The organism is Blattabacterium cuenoti, from assembly GCF_014252335.1.
In the GTDB taxonomy this organism is placed as follows: domain Bacteria; phylum Bacteroidota; class Bacteroidia; order Flavobacteriales; family Blattabacteriaceae; genus Blattabacterium; species Blattabacterium cuenoti_AL.
Genome location: NZ_CP059218.1, coordinates 61,248 through 87,928, shown reverse-complemented (window position 1 = coordinate 87,928; position 26,681 = coordinate 61,248). Strand labels below are relative to the sequence as shown.

26 protein-coding genes and 1 tRNA gene are annotated in these 26,681 nt (G+C 23.4%); 5 read left to right on the top strand and 22 right to left on the bottom strand.

Annotated elements, in window-relative coordinates; translation table 11 throughout:
* Nucleotide 1: 1 nt before the first annotated feature.
* Entirely contained in the window at nucleotides 2-721 is a 720-nt protein-coding gene (gene dapB / locus H0H37_RS00390; protein WP_185882483.1) for a 4-hydroxy-tetrahydrodipicolinate reductase, read from the bottom strand.
* A gap of 57 nt (nucleotides 722-778) precedes the next feature.
* Between dapB and H0H37_RS00385 the strand changes: the two genes are divergently transcribed.
* Nucleotides 779-864: transfer RNA gene (locus tag H0H37_RS00385), tRNA-Leu, on the top strand.
* Between the two features lie 35 nt (nucleotides 865-899).
* On the opposite strand, the gene ilvA is transcribed toward H0H37_RS00385, so the two are convergent.
* The 15 genes from ilvA to atpB all read right to left on the bottom strand — a co-directional run bounded on the left by ilvA (nucleotide 900) and on the right by atpB (nucleotide 16,013).
* Nucleotides 900-2,171 (bottom strand): threonine ammonia-lyase, encoded by a 1,272-nt coding sequence (ilvA, locus tag H0H37_RS00380; protein ID WP_185882482.1) that lies wholly within the window; start codon nucleotides 2,169-2,171, stop codon nucleotides 900-902.
* 16 nt (nucleotides 2,172-2,187) lie between these two features.
* Nucleotides 2,188-3,228, bottom strand: coding sequence for a ketol-acid reductoisomerase (ilvC, locus tag H0H37_RS00375; RefSeq protein WP_185882481.1), 1,041 nt, complete (start codon nucleotides 3,226-3,228; stop codon nucleotides 2,188-2,190).
* A 7-nt stretch (nucleotides 3,229-3,235) separates the two neighbouring features.
* Nucleotides 3,236-3,532, bottom strand: a complete 297-nt coding sequence (locus H0H37_RS00370) for an acetolactate synthase (RefSeq protein WP_185882480.1) — start codon at nucleotides 3,530-3,532, stop codon at nucleotides 3,236-3,238.
* A gap of 33 nt (nucleotides 3,533-3,565) precedes the next feature.
* Entirely contained in the window at nucleotides 3,566-5,281 is a 1,716-nt protein-coding gene (ilvB, locus tag H0H37_RS00365) for a biosynthetic-type acetolactate synthase large subunit (protein WP_185882479.1), read from the bottom strand.
* Between the two features lie 34 nt (nucleotides 5,282-5,315).
* Entirely contained in the window at nucleotides 5,316-7,004 is a 1,689-nt protein-coding gene (gene ilvD / locus H0H37_RS00360) for a dihydroxy-acid dehydratase (protein ID WP_185882478.1), read from the bottom strand.
* Between the two features lie 118 nt (nucleotides 7,005-7,122).
* On the bottom strand, nucleotides 7,123-8,286 hold the full coding sequence (mnmA, locus tag H0H37_RS00355; RefSeq protein ID WP_185882477.1) for a tRNA 2-thiouridine(34) synthase MnmA: 1,164 nt from the start codon (nucleotides 8,284-8,286) through the stop codon (nucleotides 7,123-7,125).
* Nucleotides 8,287-8,308: 22 nt separating this feature from the next.
* A complete protein-coding gene (locus tag H0H37_RS00350; protein WP_185882476.1) occupies nucleotides 8,309-9,430 on the bottom strand; it encodes a DnaJ C-terminal domain-containing protein in 1,122 nt (373 codons plus the stop codon).
* Between the two features lie 24 nt (nucleotides 9,431-9,454).
* Nucleotides 9,455-10,027 (bottom strand): nucleotide exchange factor GrpE, encoded by a 573-nt coding sequence (locus H0H37_RS00345; RefSeq protein WP_185882475.1) that lies wholly within the window; start codon nucleotides 10,025-10,027, stop codon nucleotides 9,455-9,457.
* 83 nt (nucleotides 10,028-10,110) lie between these two features.
* Nucleotides 10,111-11,115: a tryptophan--tRNA ligase gene (trpS, locus tag H0H37_RS00340; RefSeq protein WP_185882474.1), complete on the bottom strand. Its 1,005-nt coding sequence runs from the start codon at nucleotides 11,113-11,115 to the stop codon at nucleotides 10,111-10,113.
* 35 nt (nucleotides 11,116-11,150) lie between these two features.
* Nucleotides 11,151-12,065 (bottom strand): ATP synthase F1 subunit gamma, encoded by a 915-nt coding sequence (atpG, locus tag H0H37_RS00335; protein WP_185882473.1) that lies wholly within the window; start codon nucleotides 12,063-12,065, stop codon nucleotides 11,151-11,153.
* A 6-nt stretch (nucleotides 12,066-12,071) separates the two neighbouring features.
* The gene (gene atpA, locus H0H37_RS00330; RefSeq protein ID WP_185882472.1) at nucleotides 12,072-13,655 is read right to left on the bottom strand and encodes a F0F1 ATP synthase subunit alpha; all 1,584 of its coding nucleotides are present in this window, start codon (nucleotides 13,653-13,655) and stop codon (nucleotides 12,072-12,074) included.
* Between the two features lie 9 nt (nucleotides 13,656-13,664).
* A complete protein-coding gene (gene atpH / locus H0H37_RS00325) occupies nucleotides 13,665-14,207 on the bottom strand; it encodes an ATP synthase F1 subunit delta (protein WP_185882471.1) in 543 nt (180 codons plus the stop codon).
* A 21-nt stretch (nucleotides 14,208-14,228) separates the two neighbouring features.
* Nucleotides 14,229-14,723 (bottom strand): F0F1 ATP synthase subunit B, encoded by a 495-nt coding sequence (gene atpF, locus H0H37_RS00320; protein ID WP_238785497.1) that lies wholly within the window; start codon nucleotides 14,721-14,723, stop codon nucleotides 14,229-14,231.
* An 8-nt stretch (nucleotides 14,724-14,731) separates the two neighbouring features.
* Entirely contained in the window at nucleotides 14,732-14,956 is a 225-nt protein-coding gene (atpE, locus tag H0H37_RS00315) for an ATP synthase F0 subunit C (protein ID WP_185882470.1), read from the bottom strand.
* A gap of 10 nt (nucleotides 14,957-14,966) precedes the next feature.
* Nucleotides 14,967-16,013, bottom strand: a complete 1,047-nt coding sequence (atpB, locus tag H0H37_RS00310; RefSeq protein WP_456318675.1) for a F0F1 ATP synthase subunit A — start codon at nucleotides 16,011-16,013, stop codon at nucleotides 14,967-14,969.
* A gap of 105 nt (nucleotides 16,014-16,118) precedes the next feature.
* Here atpB and H0H37_RS00305 point away from each other — a divergent pair, with 105 nt between their 5' ends.
* The gene (locus H0H37_RS00305; protein WP_185882641.1) at nucleotides 16,119-17,261 is read left to right on the top strand and encodes a trans-sulfuration enzyme family protein; all 1,143 of its coding nucleotides are present in this window, start codon (nucleotides 16,119-16,121) and stop codon (nucleotides 17,259-17,261) included.
* Here the strand turns inward: H0H37_RS00305 and cysS are convergent.
* Nucleotides 17,258-18,784 (bottom strand): cysteine--tRNA ligase, encoded by a 1,527-nt coding sequence (gene cysS / locus H0H37_RS00300; protein WP_185882468.1) that lies wholly within the window; start codon nucleotides 18,782-18,784, stop codon nucleotides 17,258-17,260. The genes H0H37_RS00305 and cysS overlap by 4 nt on opposite strands.
* 94 nt (nucleotides 18,785-18,878) lie before the next feature.
* A complete protein-coding gene (gene nadE, locus H0H37_RS00295; RefSeq protein WP_185882467.1) occupies nucleotides 18,879-19,664 on the bottom strand; it encodes an NAD(+) synthase in 786 nt (261 codons plus the stop codon).
* A 36-nt stretch (nucleotides 19,665-19,700) separates the two neighbouring features.
* On the opposite strand from nadE, the gene tsaB reads away from it, so the two are divergent.
* Genes tsaB through H0H37_RS00280 form a run of 3 tightly spaced genes read left to right on the top strand, consistent with a single transcriptional unit; the run spans nucleotide 19,701 to nucleotide 22,859 of the window.
* On the top strand, nucleotides 19,701-20,348 hold the full coding sequence (tsaB, locus tag H0H37_RS00290) for a tRNA (adenosine(37)-N6)-threonylcarbamoyltransferase complex dimerization subunit type 1 TsaB (RefSeq protein ID WP_185882466.1): 648 nt from the start codon (nucleotides 19,701-19,703) through the stop codon (nucleotides 20,346-20,348).
* 21 nt (nucleotides 20,349-20,369) lie between these two features.
* Nucleotides 20,370-22,118: a TrkH family potassium uptake protein gene (locus tag H0H37_RS00285; protein WP_185882465.1), complete on the top strand. Its 1,749-nt coding sequence runs from the start codon at nucleotides 20,370-20,372 to the stop codon at nucleotides 22,116-22,118.
* 21 nt (nucleotides 22,119-22,139) lie between these two features.
* Nucleotides 22,140-22,859, top strand: coding sequence for a potassium channel family protein (locus H0H37_RS00280; protein WP_185882464.1), 720 nt, complete (start codon nucleotides 22,140-22,142; stop codon nucleotides 22,857-22,859).
* A 3-nt stretch (nucleotides 22,860-22,862) separates the two neighbouring features.
* Here the strand turns inward: H0H37_RS00280 and H0H37_RS00275 are convergent, their stop codons facing one another.
* The 4 genes from H0H37_RS00275 to nrfD all read right to left on the bottom strand — a co-directional run bounded on the left by H0H37_RS00275 (nucleotide 22,863) and on the right by nrfD (nucleotide 26,661).
* Nucleotides 22,863-24,026 (bottom strand): hypothetical protein, encoded by a 1,164-nt coding sequence (locus H0H37_RS00275; RefSeq protein WP_238785496.1) that lies wholly within the window; start codon nucleotides 24,024-24,026, stop codon nucleotides 22,863-22,865.
* A gap of 43 nt (nucleotides 24,027-24,069) precedes the next feature.
* Nucleotides 24,070-24,606 (bottom strand): c-type cytochrome, encoded by a 537-nt coding sequence (locus H0H37_RS00270; RefSeq protein ID WP_456318674.1) that lies wholly within the window; start codon nucleotides 24,604-24,606, stop codon nucleotides 24,070-24,072.
* A 106-nt stretch (nucleotides 24,607-24,712) separates the two neighbouring features.
* Nucleotides 24,713-25,273: a DUF3341 domain-containing protein gene (locus H0H37_RS00265; RefSeq protein WP_185882461.1), complete on the bottom strand. Its 561-nt coding sequence runs from the start codon at nucleotides 25,271-25,273 to the stop codon at nucleotides 24,713-24,715.
* A gap of 5 nt (nucleotides 25,274-25,278) precedes the next feature.
* Nucleotides 25,279-26,661 (bottom strand): NrfD/PsrC family molybdoenzyme membrane anchor subunit, encoded by a 1,383-nt coding sequence (nrfD, locus tag H0H37_RS00260; protein WP_185882460.1) that lies wholly within the window; start codon nucleotides 26,659-26,661, stop codon nucleotides 25,279-25,281.
* Between the last annotated feature and the right edge of the window lie 20 nt (nucleotides 26,662-26,681).

Sequence of the window (26,681 nt, the reverse complement as noted above, 5' to 3'; positions counted from 1 at the left end):
ATTATAAAGATAAAACATCTTCCATAGAAAAAAATCCATTTTTATTTTTTAGCCATTCAGCTGCAATAACGGCTCCAAATGCAAAACAATATCTACTGTGAGCTTTATGCATAATTTCTATATCATCTATTTTGGATATGTATTTTATTTGATGTGTTCCTATTTCATTTCCCAATCTTGTTGATCTAATTAAAATATTATTTTTATCATTTTTTGAATGTTCCACAGTCCAATATTTTTTAAGTTTATTATTAATTATTATCTGTGATAATTGTATGGCAGTTCCACTAGGAATATCTTTTTTATTTTTATGATGAATTTCATCTATTTCTATATTATAATTTTGATATTTATTATGATATAAAAGTTTAGATAATTTTTTATTTATCATGTAAACAATATTCATTCCTATACTAAAATTTGAAGAATATAAAAATGAAAATGTTTTTTTTTTACAACATAATTCTTTAATTAAATGAATTTGATGTAACCATCCAGTTGTGCCACATACAACAGAAATATTATTTTCAATGCACATTTTTACATTGTTAAACGCAGAATTAGGAGTGCTAAATTCTATTGCTACATCTATTTTTTTTAGTGCAATAGAAACAGAATTTGGAGTATTATCCGAGCAAAAAGAAATTTTATGATTTCGATTAATTGCTATTTTCTCTATATATTGCCCCATTTTACCATATCCTATGATTGCTATATTCATATTTTATAATGTTATTAATTTTTAATTATGTAAAAAAAAGTTAATATTTAATAAAATGCCCACGTGGTGAAATAGGTAGACACACCACTTTGAGGTAGTGGTATCCAATTATGGATGTGCTGGTTCAAATCCAGTCGTGGGTACAAAAATAATTATTTATTATTATACTTACTTTATATTATACTAATACACGAAATAAATCTGGATTTTTATTCAAATATTGATAATGTACGTTATATGTTTTCATATTTTTTATTAATTCAGAAAAATCATTTTTATCAGATAATTCAATTCCTATTACAGCTGGGCCTTCTTCTTTAGATGTTTTTTTATAATATTCAAAATATACTATATCATCTTGTTTTCCTAAAATATTATTAACAAATTCTTTTAAAGCCCCTGATCTTTGAGGAAAATTAACAATAAAATAGTGTTTTTTACCCTCATATAACAGAGATCTTTCACGTATTTCTTCTGTTCTAGTGATATCATTATTACCTCCACTTAAAATACACACAATGGTTTTGCCTTTTATTTTTTCATAATAACAATCCAATGCCGCTATGGATAAAGCTCCTGCGGGTTCAGCTACTATAGCTTCTAAATTATATAAATCTAACATTGTTGTACATACTTTACCTTCATGAACCAGTTTTAATTCATATAATACTTGTTTACATATATCAAAAGTTAATTGACCAACTTTTTTAACCGAAGCACCATCAATAAATCTATCAATATTGTTTAATTCTATAATTTTTCCTTTTTTTAATGAATAACTCATAGATGGTGCTCCTAATGGTTCTACCCCTATAATTTTTGTTTTTGGGCTTATTTGTTGAAATATACTTCCTACTCCAGAAGCTAATCCACCTCCTCCAATAGGAATAAAAATATAATCTATTTTTAGATTATTAGACTGTTCTAAAATTTCTAATCCTACTGTAGCTTGACCTTCAATAATTTTTTTATCATCAAAAGGATGAATAAATATTTTATTATTTTTTTTACAATCTTTAATAGCGTCATAACTTACAGAATCATAAGTATCCCCTCGTAAAATAATTTCAACATATTCTTTCCCAAACATTTTGACTCTTTCTACTTTTTGTTTTGGAGTAGTATTGGGCATATAAATTTTAACATGAGATTTCAATAAATTACAAGAATATGCTACACCTTGTGCATGATTTCCAGCACTAGCACAAACTAGTCCATTTATTAATTCTTTTTTTGATAAACTTTTTATTTTATTATATGCACCTCTTATTTTATAAGATCTTATAATTTGTAAATCTTCTCTTTTTAAAAGAATATTTGCATTATATTTTTCAGAAAGAATATAATTTTTTTGTAATGGCGTCTGATATATAATATTTTTTAAAATTAATTCAGCTTGTTTAACCAGTTTATAATCAGGAAAATAAATTTTGTTTTTATTTTTTGTCAATTCGCAAGTTTAAAAATTATTTTTTTGGTCGTAACTTACGAATAAGTTCTCCAATTTTCCATAATTCACTATTTTTGAGTTGATTTAATTCTTTTTGTAATTGTATTCTATAATCTGGATGACTATTTTTCTCAATCACGTTTTTTGCTTCATTTCCAGAAGATACCTCCTGATATAATTTTCTAAATATAGGTAAATTTAAATCTCTAAATTTTTTCCACCAATCTAAAGCTCCTCTTTGTGCTGTAGTAGAACAATTTTCATACATCCAATCCATACCATTTTCTGATACTAAAGGCATTAAACTTTGAGTTAATTCTTCTACTGTTTCATTAAAGGATTCGGAAGGGGAATGTCCATGTTCTCTTAATACTTGATATTGAGCAGCAAAAATACCTTGTATAGCTCCCATTAAAGTTCCTCTTTCTCCAACTAAATCAGAATATACTTCATTTTTAAAAGTTGTTTCAAATAAATATCCAGATCCTATACCTATTCCTAGCGATAAAACTTTTTCTAAAGATTGTCCACTAAAATCTTGATAAATAGCATAACTGGAATTTACACCTTGTCCATCTTGAAATAATCTTCGAAGACTTGTTCCAGATCCTTTAGGAGCGACTAAAAATATATCTATATTTTTAGGTGGTAAAATTTTAGTTTGTTTATTAAAAGTTAGTCCAAAACCATGAGAAAAATATAATGAATTTCCATCATTTAAATACTTTTTTAAAGTAGGCCAAAAAGATATTTGTCCAGCATCTGATAATAAATACATTAATATAGAACCTCGTTCGGATGCTTCTTCTAAAGAAAATAAATTTTTTCCTTGTATCCAGCCATCTTTCAAAGCTTTATCCCATGAAATAGAATTTTTTCTTTGTCCAACTATCACTGAAAAACCATTATCTCTTAAATTTAATGATTGTCCAGGGCCCTGAACTCCGTATCCTAATACAGATATAGTTTCTTTTTGTAATATTCTTTGAGCAGTTTTCAATGAAAACTCTTTTCTTGTAATAATATTCTCTTTAAAAGATCCAAATGTCATTTTCATAATTTTATTATATTATTAATGGAATATTAAGATTGACTAATTTCCATGATTTTTTTGAATTATTTTTAATATCAACATGAATAATACCAATTAAATTTTTAATTAATTTTATTATTTTTATTAATTGTTCCTCTAAACATTTTATATCAATAATTATTGATTGCCCAATATGCTTATTATCGTCTTTATAACTAACTTGTATATAAGTTAGTTTTAAATTTCTTTTTTCTAATATAATTAATATTCTTATTAATAATCTGTTTTCATTATGTCCAAAAATGATAATTCTAAAATCCTGTTTCATACATAAAATGTATCAATAATAATATATTTATTATTATGTTAAACGAATTTCATCAACTGCTGCACCAGATGGAATCATAGGAAACACATTATTTTCTCTTTCTATAATTATTTCTAATAAATAAGATTTTTTATAATTTAATGCTTCTTTTACAGCATATTCTAATTTATCCCTTTTGTCTATTTTTTTTGCTTTTATATGATAAGCATTTGCAAGTTGTATAAAATCTGGATTAATTAATTTTGTACATGAATAACGTTTTTGAAAAAATAATTGTTGCCATTGTCTAACCATACCTAAAAAATTATTATTTAATAAAATTATACTAATAGAAATTTCATTTTGTAAAATAGTTCCCATTTCTTGAATGGTCATTTGTATGCCACCATCTCCTACAATACATATTACTTGTCTATTTTTATAACCTAATTTAGCCCCAATAGATGCTGGTAAAGCAAATCCCATAGTTCCCAATCCACCTGATGTTATATTACTTCTTATACAAGAAAAATTAAAATATCTAGAAGCAATCATTTGATGTTGCCCTACATCAGTTACTAAAATAGAATTTTTTTGCTTATATTTATTTATCCATTTAATTACTTCTCCCATTGTAATTCCTGTTTTTAAAGGATTTAAATCTTCTTGTATAACATAAAGTTCTTCTTTTTTTCTTAATTTATAAAATTGATTTATCCATATTTTATGAGAAGATTTTTTCACATAAAATATTAATTTTTGTAAAGAAACTTTACAATCTCCTAAAATAGGTATATGACATAATATATTTTTATTAATTTCATAAGGATCTATGTCTAAATGTATAATTTTAGCTTGTGTAGCATATTTTTGGACATTACCGGTAACACGATCATCAAATCTCATTCCAATAGCTATTAATAAATCACATTGATTTGTTAATATATTTGGGGCATAATTACCATGCATACCTAACATTCCAACATATAAAGGATGACTACTTTCTAATATACTCAATCCTAATAAAGTACTTGCTGTGGGCATGCCAGTCTTTTCAATAAATTGTTTAAATTCATGTTCAGCTTTGGCTAAAATAATTCCTTGTCCAACAAGTACTAACGGTTTTTTAGCAGTATTTATTAAATTTGCTGCTTGTTGTATATTTTTTTCTTCTATATATGGATACGGTCTAAAATTTTTAATGTTGTTATAATAAAATATATTTTTTGTGTTAAAAATATATTTTTGAAATTGTGCGTCTTTAGTTATTTCTATTAAAACTGGACCAGGTCTTCCTTTTTTTGCAATAAAAAATCCTTTTTTAATAGATGCAAAAATTTCTTTAGCATCCAAAATTTGAGTATTCCATTTAGTGACTGGTACAGATATATCTATAATATTAGTTTCCTGAAATGCATCTGTTCCTAATAATGAAGAAGTTACTTGGCCAGTAATACAAACAATAGGTGTACTATCTATTAATGCATCTGCTAGTCCAGTAATTAAATTAGTAGCACCTGGACCAGATGTAGTAAAACAAACTCCTGTTTTACCAGTAGCTCTAGCATATCCTTGTGCCGCATGTATAGCTCCTTGTTCATGACGCATTAAAATATGTGATACCACATTTAAATAATTATGAAGTGAATCATAAATAGGCATAATTGCTCCACCCGGATAACCAAATATATATTTGACTTTCTCATGTAACAACGTTTTTATTACAATTTCAGAGCCTAATAGTTTTTTTTCTTGTTTTTTTATTATCATATAAATTATAGAACCCAAACATCAAAAAACATTATTATTGATCAGTTATACATCCTTCAGAAGCAGAAGAAACAGTTTTCATATATTTATATAAATATCCTTTTTGTATTTTAGATTTATAAGGCTTCCAAATTTTTTTTCTTTTTTGTATTTCGTTTTCTTCAACTTCTAAAGTTAGTGTATTATTTTCTGAATCTATTTTAATGACATCACCATTTTGAATGAAAGCTATAACTCCTCCATAATATGCTTCTGGAGTAATATGTCCAACTACAAATCCATGTGATCCACCAGAGAATCTACCATCTGTAATAAGTGCTACATATTTACTTAATCCTGCTCCCATAATATAAGATGTTGGTTTTAACATTTCTGGCATACCTGGTCCACCAGCAGGACCAACATATCTAATTACTATTACTTCACCCTTTGTTATTTTATTATTTAATATAGCAATATTTGCTTCTTGTTCCGAATTAAATACTTTTGCTCTACCACGAAAATATAATCCTTCTTTTCCACTTATTTTTGCCACTGAACCTTTTGTAGCTAGATTACCATATAAAATTTTGATATGACCATTTTTTTTAATAGGATTGTCTACAGGATAAATAATTTTTTGATTGTTAAAATTTATGTTTGGAATATTTTTTACATTTTCATATAATGATTTTCCAGTAACAGTTAAACAATTTCCATTGAGTATACCTTCATTAATTAAATATTTAATAATTACTGGCATACCTCCAATATATTTATGTATATCTTCCATCAAATATTTACCACTAGGTTTTAAATTACCAATTACAGGAATTGTAGAGCTTAAATATTGAAAATCTTTTAATTCTAATTTAATATTTGCACATTTTGCAATAGCTAGAAAATGAATAATTAAATTTGTAGATCCTCCCAAAGATATTGCTAATTTAATTCCATTTTCTATAGAAGTAGGTGTAACAATATCTTTAGGTTTAATATTATTTTTCAATAAATTATAAATATATTTTTCTGAATGTTGACATTCGATTTTTTTATTTTGACTTGTTGCAGGATATGATGATGAAGATGGCAATGTCATACCTATAGTTTCCATAGCGGCAGCCATAGTATTTGCAGTATACATTCCCCCACAAGATCCAGCACCTGGACATGAATGTTTAATAATTTGTATATATTCTTCTTGAGATATTTTACCAATATTTTTTTCTCCAAACGCTTCAAAAGCAGACACAATATCCAATTTTTTTTTATTGTATAATCCAGAAGATATACTACCACCATAAATAATCATAGATGGTCTATTTAATCTTAATAATGCCATCATCACTCCTGGAATATTTTTATCACATCCTGGAATGGCTATAACACCATCATAATGGTGCGAATTAATAACAGTTTCTATACTATCTGCTATTAATTCTCGAGATGGAAGAGAATACCTCATGCCTGATGTTCCCATTGTAAGTCCGTCACTGACACCAATGGTGGTAATTTGAAATACATTCAAATTATTATGATTTTTAATTGATTTTTTTACAATTTTTCCTAATTTATCTAAATGTATATTGCAAGGATTTCCATCATACCAATTAGTTACAATTCCTACCTGTGCCTTGTGAAAATCGGAATCTTTAATTCCAATAGCATATAACATAGCATGAGAGGCAGGTAAATCATCTCTTTCTGTAATTTGTTTGCTAAACTTGTTAATTTTTTGTTCCATGAAAGATTTTATAAATCTAATCTATATAGATTAGACAGATAAATAGAAATACGAATACGAAGAAGTATATAAAAATATGAAAAAAATAGGTGATATAAAAGAATTTTGTATTTTTTTTTCATGATATGATACCAGATCCTATTAATTCTTTGTTTATATACCATGCCGCAAATTGTCCTTTAGTAATAGCAAATTGCATAGTTTTAAATTCGATTAACATTCCATTTGGAATTTTGTTTAGAATAGCTTGTTGTAAAGGTTGTCTATAACGAGTTCTACAAAGAACTTTCATTATATCTCCATCTAACATAGTATAATCATCTCTTATCCAATGAATATTTTTTTGTTTAATAAATAAAGATTTATCATATAATCCAGGATGTTGTCTTCCCATTCCTGTATAAACAATATTGTGTTTTATATCTGTTTCAATAACAAAAATAGGATGTTTCAATCCCCCTATAGATAATCCTTTTCTTTGTCCTTTTGTAAAAAATTGATATCCATTATGATATCCTATTATTTTTCCATCTGATTTACAATATTTTGGTTGTCTATTAATGTTATTATGATTATCAATACAAGAAGCATTTGAATCAATATTGATGATTTCACCTGTTTTTTTTGGTATTTTTTGTTGTAAAAATTGATATAAATTAATTTTTCCTAAAAAACATAAACCTTGAGAATCTTTTTTATCTGCATTACATAATCCACTTTTATTAGCTATTTGTCTAACTTCTTTTTTTGTTAATTTACCTAAAGGAAAAATAGATTTTGATAATTGATATTGTTTTAGTTGACATAAAAAATAAGATTGATCTTTATTAGAATCTGTTCCAATTAATAATCTATAAATAATTTTATTATTTTTGATAATATATTGTTTATTTACATAATGTCCAGTTGCAATAAAATCTGCTCCTAAATTCATAGCTTGTTTTAAAAAACAATCAAATTTTATTTTACTATTACACATAATATCAGGATTAGGAGTAATACCTGATTTATATCCTTTAAACATGTAATTGATAATATTTTGTTTATATTCATTTTTCATTTCTATTATTTGAAATGGAATATTTAATTTATTTGCTACTAACATTGCATATATACTATCTTCTTTCCAATTACATGTCAACATATTACAATCATCATCATGATTATCCCAAGTATTTATAAATAATCCAATTACATTATATCCTTGTTTTTTTAAGATTAAAGCTGCTACACTAGAATCTACTCCACCTGACAGGGCTACTACTACTTTATATTTATACATTAACAATGTTGATAACTAAATTTTAAGAAAAAATATCTCTTACATAATCAAAAAAAGATTTTACAGAACTATTAGTAGGTGGTAAAAAATTCTCATTTTTTCTCATTTTTTCAAAAAATTGTTTTTGTTCTTCATTCATTTTTTTTGGAGTCCAAACATTTACATGAATAAATAGACTACCTATACCATATCCTTCAATTTTTGGAATTCCTTTATTTTTTAATCTTAATGTTTTTCCAGATTGTGTTCCAGATGCAATTTTAATTCTTGCTTTTCCGTTAAGAGTAGGGATTTCTTTATACACACCTAATACAGCATCAGAAAAAGATATATATAAATTATAATGAAGATTACTACCTTCTCTTTTAAATTTAGAATGAGGTAATTCCTCAATTAATATTATTAAATCTCCAGAAATTCCATTAAATGGAGCATCATTACCTTTTCCTGACACTTTTAATTGAATTCCTTCTGTTAATCCAGCAGGAATTTTTATATTTACTACTTCTTCTTTTTGAATTAAGCCATATTTATTAGCTCCATATGGAATATTTTCAATTTGTTTACCAATTCCATCACATATATTACATTGAGTAGCAGTTTGCATTTTTCCTAAAATTGTATTAGTAATACGAATTTTTTGTCCTGTTCCATTACAAAATTTACATTGAATAAATTTCAATCCATCAGCGATTTTCATTTTGAGTACCTTAATTGTTTTTGATATTCCAGTTGCTATTTCTTCTAAAGATAATTTTACTCTAATTCTAAGATTGCTTCCTTTCATTATAGTTTCATTTCTGGAATGTTTTCCGAAACTAAAACTACCAGTAGTAAATCCACTACCAAATGCATCTGCAAATATATCACCGAAATTTGTAAAAATATCGTCCATATTCATATTGGTATAAGATCCTTTCATACCTGTATGTCCAAATTTATCATAGCGTTGTTTTTTCTTATCATTGCTTAATACTTCGTAGGCTTCTGCTGCTTCTTTAAATTTTTCTTCTGCTTTTTTTTGATTTTTTGGATTTTTATCAGGATGATATTTAATTGCTAATTTTCGATAGGCTTTTTTGATATCATTTAAAGTAGCATGTTTGGGTACTCCTAATACTTCGTAATAATCTCGTTTTACCATGAAAAAATTTTTTTATTTTTTACTTTATTTTCCAGTAATAACTTTAGCATGTCGTATGACTTTGTCTTGTAATAAATAACCATCTTCCACAATTTCTATAATTTTTCCTTTTAAATTATCTTTTAAAACTGTAGTTTGGTTAATTGCATTATGAAAATCTGTATTGAAATCATCTCCTTGTTTAATTTGAATTTTACTAAGACCTTTTTGATTTAAAATGTTTATTAGTTTTTCTTGTATTAGTAAAACACCTTTTAGTAAAATATTTTCTTTATATTTTTTCAATTCTTTTATACTTCGTTCAAAATCATCTAATATAGGAATTAAATCTATCATCATTTGTTGATTAGTGATTCTAAATAGTTCTATTCTTTCTTTTTGAATCCTTTTTTTATAATTTTCAAATTCTGCAAAAATTCGCAGAAATTTGTCTTTTTCTTTTTTAAATTGTTCTTGTAGAAGAATAAATTCTTCTTTATATTTTACATTTATGGTATTATGATTGTCTTGTTTTGTTTGTGGTTTACATGAACAATTAGATAATTTGTTCATATTTTTAGAATTTTGTTTTTCAGAATTTTCTTGTTTTATATTCATAACAAAAAAATATTTTTAATCTTAAAATGAATAATTTAATAATGATAATCAAGCAAAATTTTTGCTATATATTATGTAACATATTATATATTAAAAATTTTTTTGAATCTAAAATGTTTTCTAATTTTATTTAATCTTTGATTAGCTATAACTTTTGCTTGTTTAGCACCTGAATATAATATATTATCTAATAATGCTTTATTGTTTATGAAAGATGCAAATTTTTTTCTTTCCAATGAAAACGTTTCTATCAAACATTTATATAACGTTAATTTAGCTTCTAAATATCCATATTGTCCTTCTAAATATTTTGTTTTCATTTTTTCTACTTGATTTTTATCAGCTATTAATTTATATAATGATATAATAATACTTTGATCAGGATTTTTTTTATCTTTAAATAATTTATTATCGGTTTTAATACTCATTATTTGTTTTTTTAAATTATCATCTGAAGAAAAAATATTAATATAATTATTTTTGGATTTACTCATTTTATATCCATTTATTCCAGGAATTAACATGGTTGTTTTATGAAAATATGGTATCGGTAATAAAAAGAGTTTTTTACCTATTTTTTTATTTAATTTATGTGCTGCATTTCTTGTAATTTCTATATGTTGTAATTGATCTTTGCCAACAGGAATAATTTCAGCATTATAAAGCAATATATCAGCGGCCATTAAAATAGGATAAGTCAGTAATCCAACATTAATTTTGGTTTGATCATGTTGTTTATTTCTTTCTTTGAAAGAATGAGATAAAATTAATCTATTATATGGGTAACAACAATTAATATACCAAGCAAGCTCTGTAACTTCTGATGAAACATCTGATTGTCTATATAATAGAGTTTTTTCTATATTTAATCCAAAAGAGAGCCATGCTGCTGCTATATAATAAGTATTATTTTGAATTTTTTTTAAATCGTTTTCTTGTATTAAAGAATGTAAATCAGCTATAAATACAAATTGTTTTGTATTTACATATTTTTGAAATAGTTTTATAGAAGGAATAATAACCCCTAAAATATTTCCTAAATGAGGAATACCAGTACTTTGAATTCCAGTTAATATTCTTTTTTTCATAATTATTATTATATAATTTTTTTGCTGAAGATTCATTAGAATGTGTCTATTCCACTAATAATTTCAAGTATTTCTTTTGTAATAGCAGTTTGTCTTTCTTTGTTATAATTTAATATAAGATCTTCTTTAATTTTATAAGCATTTTCTGTTGCTTTATGCATTGAAATCATTCTAGATGTATGTTCTGAAGTATAAGAATCTAATATCCTTGTTAACAATTTAAATTTTAAAAAATTTGGTATCAGGTAATTTAAAAATTTTTTTGTAGAACATTCTAAAATAAAATCATTTTTTATAGAAAATAAATTTTTTTCGTTAATTTGTAAAATATCAGAATCAATAATGGGTAAAAATAATTCATAATTTGTTTTATAAAAAATATGTTTTTGTATTTTATTATAAATTATATATATAGCATAAATTTGGTTATTAATAAAATCTTTAATTAATTTTTGTATTAAATATAATATATTGTGATTATTACAATTATTACTATATAATTTAGTATGATGATATAAATGATATTGTTTTTTTAACAAAAAATCTATTCCTTTTTTTCCTATAGAAAAAAATAAACATTTTTCTTTATTTTCTTTATAAAATTTAGTATCAATAATAGTATTAATTTTATTAAATATTGAATAATTAAACGATCCACATAATCCACGATCAGAAGTTATTATAATAAATAATGTTTTTTTATTTTTGTTATTATGATCAAATAAAAAATATTTTTTGTTTTTTAAAAAATGTAATTTATAATTTTGACATTTTGTAATAATAAAATTTTTCAAAATATTTTTTATTTCATTAAAATACATATTAATATGTATTTTTTGTGTTTTGCATTTTCTTAATTTTACAACAGAAATCATTTTCATGGCGTCTGTTGTTTTTATTAAAGAATTCATGGATTGAATTCTTTTTTTTATTTCTTTTTGATTAATCATTCTAGATTAAGATGATAAATATTTTGTACTTAATTCTGTAACAACATTTTTTAATGTATTCGTAATGTCTTCATTAATAATTCCTAATCTTAGTTTGTGTAATAAATCTTTATATTGTTCATTTAAATAAAAAAGATACTCTTTTTCAAAAGAAGAAATTTTATCAATAGGAATTTTTTTTAAAAGATTTGTAGTACCTGCATATATAATAGCTATTTGATCAGATATATTATATGGAGAATATGGTGATTGTTTTAAAATTTCCATATTTCTTTTTCCTTTTTCTATTATTGCCATGGTATGTGGATCTAATTCAGATGAAAATTTGGAAAAAGATTCTAATTCTCTAAATTGTGCTTGATCGAGTTTTAAAGTCCCAGAAATTTTTCTCATTGATTTAATTTGTGCTGCCCCTCCAACTCGAGATACCGATATTCCTTCATTAATTGCAGGACGTATACCAGAATTAAATAAATCTTTTTCTAAAAAAATCTGTCCATCAGTAATAGAAATAACATTAGTTGGAATGTAAGATGATACATCTCCAGATTGAGTTTCAACAATAGGAATAGCAGTCAATGAGCCTCCACTTTTGACTTTATCTTTTAAATCTTCTGGAAGATTATTAATATTTTTAGCAATATTTTGATCTGTAATAATTTTAGCTGATCTTTCTAATAAACGTGAATGTAGATAAAATATATCTCCTGGATATGCTTCTCTTCCAGGTGGTCTTCTTAATAATAATGAAATTTCTCTATAAGCTACTGCTTGTTTTGATAAATCATCATATATAACAACAGCAGAATGACCAGTATCTCTAAAATATTCTCCTATAGCGGTCCCTGCAAATGGTGCATATACTTGTATTGCAGCAGGTTCTGATGCTGATGCAGCTAATATAATTGTGTATGATAATGCACCTTTTTCTTTTAATAATGTTTTAATTCTTGCTATAGTAGATCCTTTTTGTCCAATAGCAACATAAATACAATATACTGGATGATTAGTTTCATATGTTTCTTTTTGATTAATAATAATATCAAGAGCTATTGTAGTTTTACCTGTTTGTCTGTCTCCAATAATCAATTCTCTTTGTCCTTTACCTATAGGAATCATTGCATCTATTAATTTAATTCCAGTTTGTAGTGGTTCTGTTACTGGTTCTCTATATATAATTCCTGGAGCATTTCTTTCTAATGGCATATTCAATAATGTTCCATATATAGGCCCTTCTCCATCAATAGGATTTCCTAGTGTATTAATAACTCTTCCTAACATTTTTTTACCTACTTTAATAGAAAAAAAATTTCCTGTACGAATCACTTTATCTCCTTCTTTAATATTTTGTGAAGAAGATAATAAAACTATACTAACATAGTAGTCTTCTAAATTTAATACAATTCCTATAGTTTGATTTTGAAATTCTACTATTTCTCCATAAAATACTGTAGTCAATCCAATTGCTCTAACAATTCCATCTCCTATTTGAATAACAATTCCAAATTCTGATAATTGTTTTTGATATTTAAAATCTGATAATTGTTCTTTTAAAATAGAAGGAATTTCAGAATATTTTATATCTGACATATGATGATATTAATCAATATTATTATTTATAAATTTATTTTTAATATTAAATAATTGTCTTTTAACACTAAAATCCCATTCTTGCCATTCTATTTGAAGTATAAATCCCCCTATAATATATGGATCAATTTTATTAATAATATTATAAGTTGTTTTATTCAATATTTTTTGAAGTACGTATTGTTGTATTTTTTTATTAATATAAGTGGATGATATAAATAAACAATTAATTAATCCTTTGTGTTTTTTATATATAGTTATATATTCATAAATTATTTTTTTCAGAAAGAATTCTCTATTTCGTATAATTAAAAGTTTTATAAATTTATAAATGAGTAATTCATGATCATAATAAATTTTTTTTATAATTTTTAATTTGGTTTTTTTTGAAATGATTGAAGAAATAAACATTTGATGAAATTCAAAATTTATAAGTAAAAAATTATATAATTTTTCTATTTTTTTATAAAATAAACAACTATTTTTTTCATGTTTTATAGAATATTCAAACAACACTTTAGCATAGTTATTAATAATTTTTGGATTCAACATAATTAATATAATCACTAATTCTTATAAATTGTTTATAACATTTTCTATAAATTTTTCTTGATAAGAATCATTTTGATTAAGTTGTTTTTTTAGTATAGTTTCAGCTATTGTAATAGAAACAGAAGCTATTTTATTTTTTATTTCTTGAATAGCTATTTTTTTTTCTATTCTTAACATTTTTTTTGTTTCATGCATAATTTTTCTTTGTTCTAATATGCTATCTTGGATTGTTTGTTGTTGTATATTATTTTTTATTTGCATTGCTTCTTTGATAATCGAATCTCTTTTATTGATTGCTTCTTTTAAAATTTGTTGTTTTTGTTTATCCAATAATATTAATTCTTCTTGAATTTTTTTTGCATTTTTGATAGAAATTAGAATTGTTTTTTCTCTATTATCTATAAATTTTATTATAGGAGTCCATGCATATTTAGATAAAAAATACATTGTACATAAAAATATGATAATATGCCATATAATTAATCCAAAAGAAGGAGACATTAAATCCACAACCATATTGATAACTATTTAAATACAGCTAATAAGGCAGTAACTATTCCAAATAAAGCAGCACCTTCAATCAAAGCAGCTGCTATAATCATGGCATTTTGTATTTTTTCTGAAGATTCTGGCTGTCTAGATATAGCATCCATAGCCGAACTTCCAATTTTTCCAATTCCTAATCCAGCTCCTAGTACCGCTAATCCAGCTCCTAAAGCTGCTAATCCTGAATAAATTAAATCTATCATATGATAATTATTATTTTTTTGATGAATGATTAATAACAGATCCTATTAATAATGCAGATATATTAGTAAATATAAATGCTTGTAAAAAAGAAACCATTATTTCTAGTAAAAATATGAAAAAACCAAAAATAATAGAAAAACTTGCAATCCACAAACTTTTAAAAATAAAAATTAAACAAATAAAACTTAAAATAACAATATGTCCTGCTGTAATATTAGCAAATAAACGAATACATAAAGTCATAGGACGAATAAATATTCCTATAAATTCTATTGGTGCCAATATTATTTTAATCAAAATTGGAACATTAGGCATCCATAATAAATGTTTCCAATAATGTTTATTAGAAGATAAATTCATTATAAAAAAAACTATTGCAGAAAGTACAAAGGTTATATTAATATTTCCTGTAACATTTGGAAATCCAGGAATTAATCCAATTAAATTATTAATTAATATAAAAAAAAATAGAGTTAATAAAAAAGGTAAATATTTTCTATATTTTGTATTTCCAATATTTGGAATAACTATTTCATCTCTAATAAATAATATTAAAAATTCTAATAAAATGCCTAAAGACCATGTATTATGAAAACTTTTATAACTATATACCATTTTTATAAAAATTACAAATAATATTATAATAGATAATATTATAGATACAATATTTTTGGTAATAGATAAATCTAATATTGGTATATCATTGATTGGACTTCCTTTATTATTCATTTTTAATTCTCCTTTATAATTAGTAATATATATTTGTTCTTTAAACATTTTATAAAAATTATTTTTTCCTTTCACTAATTTTCCATTATAAAATTGATTTGATGTAAAGATTTCTAATTTTTTATTTTTATTTAATAAAATAATTGGTAGTGGTAAAATAATTTTATTATTTACTATATGCCAATCGTGAGAATCTAATATGTGTTCTAAAATAATTTTAGATATATCTAATCTATTATTATTATGGTAATGGGAACAATTAGAAGTTATTGGTATGATAATTAAAAGAGATAATAAAATTTTTAATAATTTTTTTAACAAATTAATTTAACTTTTAATGATATATATAATATAATAAATTTTATTTTTGCATATAAATATTCATTTTATTTATCTGCAATTTGATAAAAATTATGCTAAAACAATGTTATGATGAAGGAAGAAACACAATTAATTCAAAATATTTTATCAGATCCTCTTACTGGGGCAATTTCCACTCCCATATATCAAACTTCTACTTTTGTTCAACAAGAACCAGGTATTCATAAAGGATATGATTATACACGAACTAATAATCCAACTAGAAAAGTATTAGAAAATATAATCAAAAATTTAGAAGTAGGATATGCAGGATTAGCATTTGCTTCGGGATTAGCTGCTATAGATGCTACAGTCAAATTATTAAGTAATGGAGATGAAATTATTGCTGTTGATGATATTTATGGTGGAACATTTAGGTTATTAAATTTATATAAAAAATTAGGCATTTACACTCATTTTGTAGATACTTCTTGTTTAACTAATATATTACCACATATTTCTTCAAAAACAAAAATGATATGGTTAGAAACTCCAACCAACCCTACATTAAAAATATCAGATATACAAAAAATTAGTTGTAATGTCAAAAAAATTAATTCAAATATTTTAATAGTAGTAGATAATACATTTGCTACTCCTATTATTCAAAAACCACTAAATTTAGGATCAGATATAGTGATTCACAGTGCAACAAAATATTTAGCTGGACATTCAGATGTATTAGCAGGATTAATTATCGTGAAAAATCCAAAATTATATGATACATTAAAATATATTCAAAATTCAACTGGAGGAATATTATCCCCGATTGATTCTTGGTTAACTATTCGAGGTTGTCAGACTTTATATCTTAGAATCAAACAACAATCTAAAAATGCTATGAAAATGGCTTATTTTTTAAAAAACAAAAAAATTATTGATAAAATTTATTATCCTGGATTAATAAGTCATAAAAATTATAATATAGCTAAAAAACAACAAAAATATTTTGGTGGTATTGTATCTTTTAGTTTAAAAAATGATACATTAGATGCTGCAAAAAAAATAGTAACTTCTACTAAATTATTTAAACTAGCAGAAAGTTTAGGAGGAACAAAAAGCTTAATTTGTCATCCATCTACTATGACACATAAATCTACTCCATTAGATATTAGAATTAAAAATGGGATTCAAGAGTCTCTGATTAGATTATCTATTGGAATAGAAAATATAGATGATCTAATAGAGGATATTGATAATGCTTTAATTGATTAGTTAATTTTTTTATCTTGTAATTTAATTCCTATTAAAGATAAGAGATAACGTATTTTATCTGATACTATCCAATTTTTTTTTATTCTTTCTTCTATTCTTAATTCTATTAAAAATTCTATAATTTTATGTATATTTTTAGATGTTTTATCAAGATTTTGTTTATTCATCATTTCTAATCCCATAATATCGAATAAAAAATAATGCATATACATTTTTAATAAATGTATATCTGATAATTTTATATTATAAATATAATCACAATGTGTAATTTTATATATTTTAAATAAATGAGAAATTAATAAAGGAGTATTAAAATCATCATCAATAGCATAATAACAATCTTTGATCCATTGTAGAATATCAAAATTTAATGTATTTGTATTATTATTAGAATGAATAGGAATAGTATGATGAGTATGAGTAGTAGTAGTAGTAGTAGTAGTAGTAGTAGTATGTAAGATTTTATCAATTATGTTAATTGTGCGCATTAATTTCAAATATCCTTTTTCTGAATTTTTGATTCCTTGTTCAGAAAAATTTAAAATACTTCTATAATGATATGTTAAAAGATAATATCGTATGATTGTAGGATGAAATTTGTTATTATTTAATAAATTATTAATATCAACCACATTTCCTTTTGATTTACTCATTTTTTTACCTTGGTAAGTTAAAATATTAGTATGAATCCAATAACGAGATAACATTTTTTTATTTATTCCTATTGCTTGTGCTATTTCACATTCATGATGAGGAAATTTTAAATCTATTCCTCCACCATGAATATCAAAATGTGTTCCTAAATATTTCGTACTCATTGTAGTACATTCTATATGCCATCCAGGAAATCCTTTCCCCCATGGAGAATTCCAATACATAATATGATTATATTTTGCTTTTTTCCAAAGAGCAAAATCATGAAATTTTTTTTTTTCAGTTAAAAAATGATAATTTTTATTAATTAATTGATTGATATCATTATTACTTAATGATCCATAAGGACCATATAAATCAGAAAATTCTTGATTATATTTTTCTATGTTAAAATACACAGAACCATTTTTTTCATAAGCTATGTTGTTATTGAGTAATTGTGTTATTATATCAATTTGTTCTATTATATGGCCAGTTGCTATGGGTTCTATATTTGGAGGCAATAAATTAAATAGTTGTAAAATTTTATGAAAAAAAATCGTATATTTTTGAACTAATTCCATAGGTTCTAGCCCTTCAATTCTAGATCGTATAGATATTTTATCTTCATCATTTTCTTCTAAATGACCTACATCTGTAATATTTCTTACATAACGAATTTTATAATTTAAATGTTTAAAATATCTTACAATGAAATCAAATAATATAAAAGTTCTACAATTTCCTAAATGAATATAATTATACACTGTAGGTCCACAAACGTAAATACCAATATATTTTTTATTCAGTGGTATAAATAATTCTTTTGTTCCAGTTAAAGAATTATAAATTTTTATATTATGTTGATGCCTATAATTTATTATATTCACATGAATGGTATTGATTATTTTGTGTAGAGTAGACTAATAAAAATAAATATTATAAAGATAGTAGTATAAACATAAATTTGTATAATATTTAATTTTAATATTTGAAAGTATTAGGAATTACACAAATTGGAATAGAGATCATTTTATGTTGATTTTTTTGATGTAAATTTTTATATATATTAATAATATTATATTTTTTATTTGTTATACGAATATGATTTTTATCATTTTTCATTGCCCATTCTAATTCTTTATAAGTAGCATTTAATTGATCTTCATCAGATCTTTGATCTTGCCATAATCCATCTTTAGGAATAGCATTTTGTATAGAAGAAATAATATTAAGTTCTTTAGATAATATTTTCACTTCAGATTTAGTCAAATCTCCAATAGGCAGTATATCTACACCACCATCTCCATATTTTGTAAAAAATCCTACTCCAAAATCTTCTATTTTATTTCCAGTCCCTACTACTAAATAATTATGAATATTTGCGTAATAATATAATGTGATCATTCTTAAACGGGATTGCAAATTAGCTAATGCTAATAAATATTTTTGTTGTTTAATTTGATTTGGTTCATCCATTATTTCAGAAAATAAAATATATAATTGGTATAAGTTTTTTTCTAAGTGATAAATATTTTCAAATTTTTTTTTTAAAAATTGTATATGTTGTTTAGATAAATTATTTTTTTTATCTAAAATTGGCATTTCTAAGATTAAAGTGGGTTTTTTGGTCATTGCAACTAATGTGGAAGTTAATGCAGAATCAATTCCACCGGATATTCCAAGAATAAATCCATTCGATTTGGATTTTTTTATGTACTTTTTCAACCAAGTAATAATATAATTAATTATGAGTTTTGAATGTATCATGTATATGATTGTTTATAAAAAAATTAAAAACACTCAATGAGTTTAATTCTAAATTTAGAAACTTCTACTAATAATTGTTCAATAAGTATAGCAAATAAGGGAAAATGCTTAATTATGATAGAAGAATATTTAGATCCACCAATACATTCTGATAAATTACATTTATTTATTCAATATGCTATAGATATATCTAAAATATGCATTCATCAATTAAAATCTATATGTATCAGTACAGGTCCTGGATTATATACTTCTTTAAGAATAGGTATGTCAGCTGCGAAAGGATTGTGTAATTCCTTAGATATACCATTATTATCTTTAGACTCTTTAACAATTATGTGTCATAAAATTAACAATATAAAATCAGAATTTTTAATTCCTATTATATGTCAAAAATCAAATTATTGTTATACATCTATTTTTAATAAATTAAAAAAAAGAATAACTCCTATTTATAAAAATAAAAACGACTGTATGATAAATTTTTTTAAAAATTTTATGAAAAAAAAAAATAAAGCATATTATTTTGGATATAATATTAATTGTATAATTAATTCATTACATTATATGCCATATATTCCATATATGATTTATCCATCTTCAATGGAAATGTCCAATCTATCTTATATACAATTTTGTAATAAAAAATTTGAAAATATTACAAAATTAATACCTTTTTATTAGATTGAAAATTTATTTTGTAATATGATACAAAAATTCAAAATATTACGATACGTATTATCTATTTTAACTTCATTTGTTGTTTTTTATTTAATATTTTTATTAGTATGGAGTTCGAAAATAAATCCAATTATAAATATTACTATCTTACTTGGATTAGTTATAACATTAATTATATTACATGGTACGTCTTTATTATTAATAAAACATTTAAACAAACGTCATAAGTCAGTTTTATTTTTATCTTTTATTGTTCTAATTTCTTCATTGATATTTTGTATTGTAAATTATTTAATTCAAAAAGAAAATGAATTAATCACAATATCATTATTAGTGAGTTTAACTCTATATTTATTAATTATAATTACGTATTTAATACGTAATATATATATTAAAATTCATAATCCAATGATTATTTTTATTATTAGTTTTATTGTTTTATCTTTCATTGGTACATTATTATTATTAATTCCTACTTCTACTGTTAAAAAAATATCATTTATAGATGCATTATTTACTTCTACTAGTGCAGTATGTGTCACTGGGCTATCAGTATTAAATATTTCTAAAGATTTGACTTATTTAGGTCAATGGATAATATTAATTTTAATAGAAATTGGTGGATTAGGAATATTAACTATTACTTCTTGTTTAAGCTATTTTTTTAGTGATGGATTCTCTTTTAGAGAAAGAAATTATATTAGTAATTTTTTAAATACAACAACAACCAACAATGTTCTTAGTTTAGCTGCACAAGTTGTATTGTTTACTTTAATAATAGAATCTATAGGTGCAATTTTAATTTTTTTATCCATTAGAAAACAACATGTATCTGATCATCCTTTATTTTTCGCTATTTTTCATTCAATTTCGGCATTTTGTAATGGAGGATTTTCTATTTTAAACCAAGGATTATATTCTATAGCAGTCTTACATAATTATGTATTACAAATTATAATAGCAAGTTTAATAATTTTGGGTGGAATAGGATTTAATAGTTCATTTAATTTCTTTACATATATTTGGTTAACAATGAAACAATTTGTTTATAAAAAATTTAAACATAAAAATATTATAAATCCAGCACATATTTTAACTTTGCATACAAAAATTGTCATATTCTCTACAATATATTTAATTTTTTTTGGAACTATTTTTTATTTTACTTTTGAATTTAATCATTCTTTATTAGAACATAGGTCTTATACTGGAAAATTAATTTCTTCATTTTTTTCTTCCGTAACATCAAGAACAGCTGGATTTCAAGTACTAAATATGCATTATTGGACTCCAATTACTATTTTAGTGACTATTTTATTAATGTGGATTGGTGCATCTCCAGGATCTACTGGTGGAGGTATTAAAACCAGTACATTTGTATTAGCATTAATGAATATTCTTTCTTTATCAACAGGAAAAACTAGATTAGAAATTCAAAAAAATGAAATATCTTATGAATGTATTCAACTTTCTTTTGCAATTATTATTTTTTCTTTTATTATTACATATTTAAGTATTTTAATTATTTTATTTTTAGATCCAAAACAAAAATTATTTTACATTATTTTTGAAGTGGTATCAGCATTTTCAACAGTAGGATTATCTTTAGGTATTACACAAAGTTTATCATATGGAAGTAAATTAGTATTAATTATTTTAATGTTCTTAGGAAGGATAGGTTGTTTAAATATTATGTTTGGTTTGTTTAAAAAAAATAAAATAATTTCTCACGATTATTATAGATATCCAAATGGATTTATTATGATAAATTAAAATAAAAAATATTTATATAATTTGAAAATTATAATCATTGGACTAGGAAATTTTGGCAGATCTTTAGCTTTAAATTTAACAGAAAATGGGCATGAAGTTTTTGGAATAGATAATAAAATGGAAAAAGTAAATTTATTAAAAGATCATATAGAAAATGTAATATGCATGGATGCAAATAATGAAGAAGCTTATAAAATTATTCCTATACAACAAGCAAATTTAGGAATTGTTGCAATTGGAGAAAATGAAGGATCGTCAATAGTTACAACAGCTATACTTAAAAAATATCAAAATCTTAGAATAATCAGTAGATCTTTATCACAAATACATGATACCATATTAAATGCTATGGGGATTAATGAAATTATTCATCCAGAACAAGATGCAGCTTTTAGATTAACTCAACAAATATCCTTCAATTATACTTTAAATTATTTTAAAATAGATAATCAATATTCTATTGCAGAAGTATTTTCTCCATCATCTTTTAATGGAAAATCTGTTCAAATGTTACAATTAATGCAAAAATATTCTATTTTATTGATTACTATAATAAGAAATGTAAAATTAAATTTATTATTTAATAAACAAAATAAAATAGATACTCAACAAGTTATTGGATTAGTAAATGAAAAAACAGTATTACAAAATGGAGATATATTAACTATTTTTGGTAAAAAACAATCTATTATACATTTTATAAAACAAGAAAATATTATACATCCATCATATTCATATTAATAATTACATATAGGGATATTTATAATTTTGACTTTCTTTAAAATAAGGATGTCCAAGATATTGAAATTTATTTTTATTAACATTATAAAATATAATATATAAAAAAATAGATCCTATAATTAATAATACTCCTATATCAAAAAATATAAAATTATATTTAAATAAACTTATTTCTGGTATTATTAAATGATACATATCTAAATAATGACCTATAAAGATCATAATAGAAATAATTGATACTATTAATGGATTTTTTTTATTTTTACTACTAAGTAATCCAAAAAAAGGAAGTAAAAAATTAAACATTAACATATAAATATAAATATTCTTATATAGAATAGTTCTTTTTATAAAAAAAATCATTTCTTCTGGAATATTTCCATACCAATAAAGAAGAAATTGTGCAAACCAAAAATAAGTCCATAATAAACTACTTGAAAATAAATATTTACTTAAATCATGTAAATGATGTTCATTAAAATATGATAAATATCCTAGTTTATTTAAATAAATAGAAACTATAATAATTAATCCAATTCCTGCAGATAAATAACTACTCAATAAATACCAACTAAATATTGTACTAATCCAATGTGGATTTATAAACATAATCCAATCCCATCCCATAAATATAGAAGTAATCGCAAAACATATAATAAATTTGACGGATAAAAAATATAATTTATCATATAATTTAATAGAATAATTTTTATTTAACATCAATGATGTTGTTGTAATTTTCCAATAAAAAATATTCCACACAATCATGTATAATATATTTCTAATTAAAAAAAATGGAATATTTAAAAATTCTTTTTTATTCACAATAATTTGATCATATAATATAGAATTTTGATTAAAAACGTTTATATTCATCCAAGGAAATAATTGTATTATATTAATAGAGTTAAAAACAAATATTATAAAAATTAATATACATCCATAAGGTAAAAATGATGATAACATTTCCATAATAGGATAAATAATAACAGACCATACTGAGTTAGATACATATTGAATTGTTAAAAAACATAAAATTCCTAAAGAAATTAAAGTAAAATATAAAATATTTGTATATGTAATAATAATAATATAATGTAATTTTTCAGGAAATGAATAATCATATTTAATGAGATCAAAAACAATGAATAATAAACCGATTATCAAACAAAATATAATTAATTTTTTTTTTTTAGAATAATTATACATTTTATTTATTTAATTTAGTTTTTAAAAACATAACATATTCTGAAACTTTCCATCTATCTAACTTATTAAGTTGAGATGCATAAGAACTCATATTATTTTTTCCATATGTAACTACATGATAAATACTACCAACAGTAATATCCCTATCTTTATAATTAGGAATACCTAATATTTTGCCTGACTTTACTAAAGTTCCTTCTCCATCTCCTAAATTTCCATGACAAATAGCACAATTAATTGTATATATTTTTTTTCCATCTTGTAATATATTATTCATAGCTTTATTATCTATATTATTTATATTTAAAGGAGATTCAATAATATTTTTTGATTTAATATATCCATTATTTGTATTATTTTGTGTATATATTGAAAATGATTCATAATAATTTCTTGGAATAGTCCCCTGTACAGAAGTAAGTGATGATGTTTGATCCATTATAAACGGATTAATTTTAATTTTCTTAACAGAAGATTTATAATATGGATATGGATCAGAATATGGTTCATATGCATCTGAATAATACATATCAGGCATATAAACGATATTAGGATATTTTTTATTGAACCAACAAGAATTACAAGTAATTGAAAACAATAAAATTATTAAAATTCTATAATAATATTTGGTCATTACTATATTTTTATTTAAAATGTACTTCTATTGCACCTTGTTTTTGTAATATATACGAAACATCAAGTATAGAATATCTGTTATTATTGTAATAATCAATTTCTATCAAAAAAAGATGATCTGTTGTTCTAGGATCTGGATTTTTTGAGTTTTTCCATGGAAATAATTTACATTGAAACATATATGTAATACACATAAAATGTGCAGAAAAATAAATAGATAATTCAAATATAACAGGTATAAAAGAAGGTAAATTTTGAATCCATGAAAAAGAGGGTTTACCTCCAATATTTTGAGGCCAATCATAAATCATAATATACCAAATCATCCAATTTGAAAAACAAAAACCAAATAATCCATATATAAAGGCATAAATCGATAAATTAGTTGGTTTAAGTTTTAATAATTTGTCTAAATTATGTATTGGAAAAGGTGAATATACTTCTTTGATTTTTATATTTTTATTTTTAATAAGTAATTTAATACTATCAATCATTAAATATTTATTATTGTATAATGCATGAATAACATTAGGTGTTCTACATCGACATCGACTATTACTAGATAACATTTTGTTTATAATTTTTTTTTACTTCCTTGACAAGGAATTAAAGTTTTTAATTCAGATTGCGAAATTACTGGAAATACTCGTATATATAATAAATAAATAGAGAAAAAAAATCCAATTGTTCCAATAAATATGCCAACATCTACAAAAGTTGGAACAAATCCAGTCCATGATGATGGAAGATAATCACGACTTAAATTTAAAACAATAATATCAAATCTTTCAAACCACATTCCAATATTAATAATAATAGCTATTATATATGACCAAAAAAAACTTCTTCTTATAAATTTAATCCATAATAATTGTGGAATAATAACATTACATAAAATTAAAATCCAAAAAGCCCACCAATAAGGCCCAGTAGCAGCTTTTAAAGAAAAATAAATAAATTTTTCAAAAGGATCTTTTGATGACCAAGAAAGAATAAATTCTGATATATAAGCTAAAGATACAATTCCACCAGTTAAAAGAATAATTTTATTCATATATTCAATATGATCTCTAGTAATATAATTTTCTAAAGAAAGAACTTTTCTAGTTACTCCTAATAAGGTTTGTACCATAGCAAATCCAGAAAATATAGCTCCTGAAACAAAATAAGGAGGAAAAATTGTACTATGCCATCCTTTAATAATAGATGTAGCAAAATCAAAAGAAACAATAGTATGAACTGAAAAAACTAATGGTGTACATAATCCAGCTAACACAAGAGATATTTCTTCAAATCTTTGCCACTCACTTGATGTTCCACCCCAACCAAAACTAAGAATACTATAAATTTTTTTTTGTATTGGATTAGTTATTCTATCTCTTATCATTGCAAAATCTGGAATTAATCCAATAAACCAAAACACTGTAGATACAGAGAAATAAGTACTAATTGCAAATACATCCCATAAAAGAGGAGAATTAAAATTAGGCCATAAACTACCAAATTGATTAGGGATTGGTATAACCCAATATGCATTCCATGGTCTTCCCATATGAATTATTGGAAATAATCCTGCTTGTATAACTGCAAATATCGTCATTGCTTCAGCTGATCTATTAATTGATAATCTCCATTTTTGACGAAATAATAATAAAACTGCTGATATTAATGTACCAGCATGTCCAATACCTACCCACCACACAAAATTTGTAATATCCCAAGCCCAATTAATAGTTTTATTAATACCCCATACTCCAATTCCTGTTCCAATAGTATATAAAATACAAATTAGACCCCATAAAAAAGATAATAAAGATATTATAAAAAAAATCCACCATAAATTACCAGCTTTATTTATAATAGGATTCAAGGTATCATTTGTAATATTTTGATAGTTTTTTTTTCCTGTAATTAATGCTGATTTAATTGGTTTATCATTTTCATAATTATTTAACATATTAATAACTTAGTTTAAAT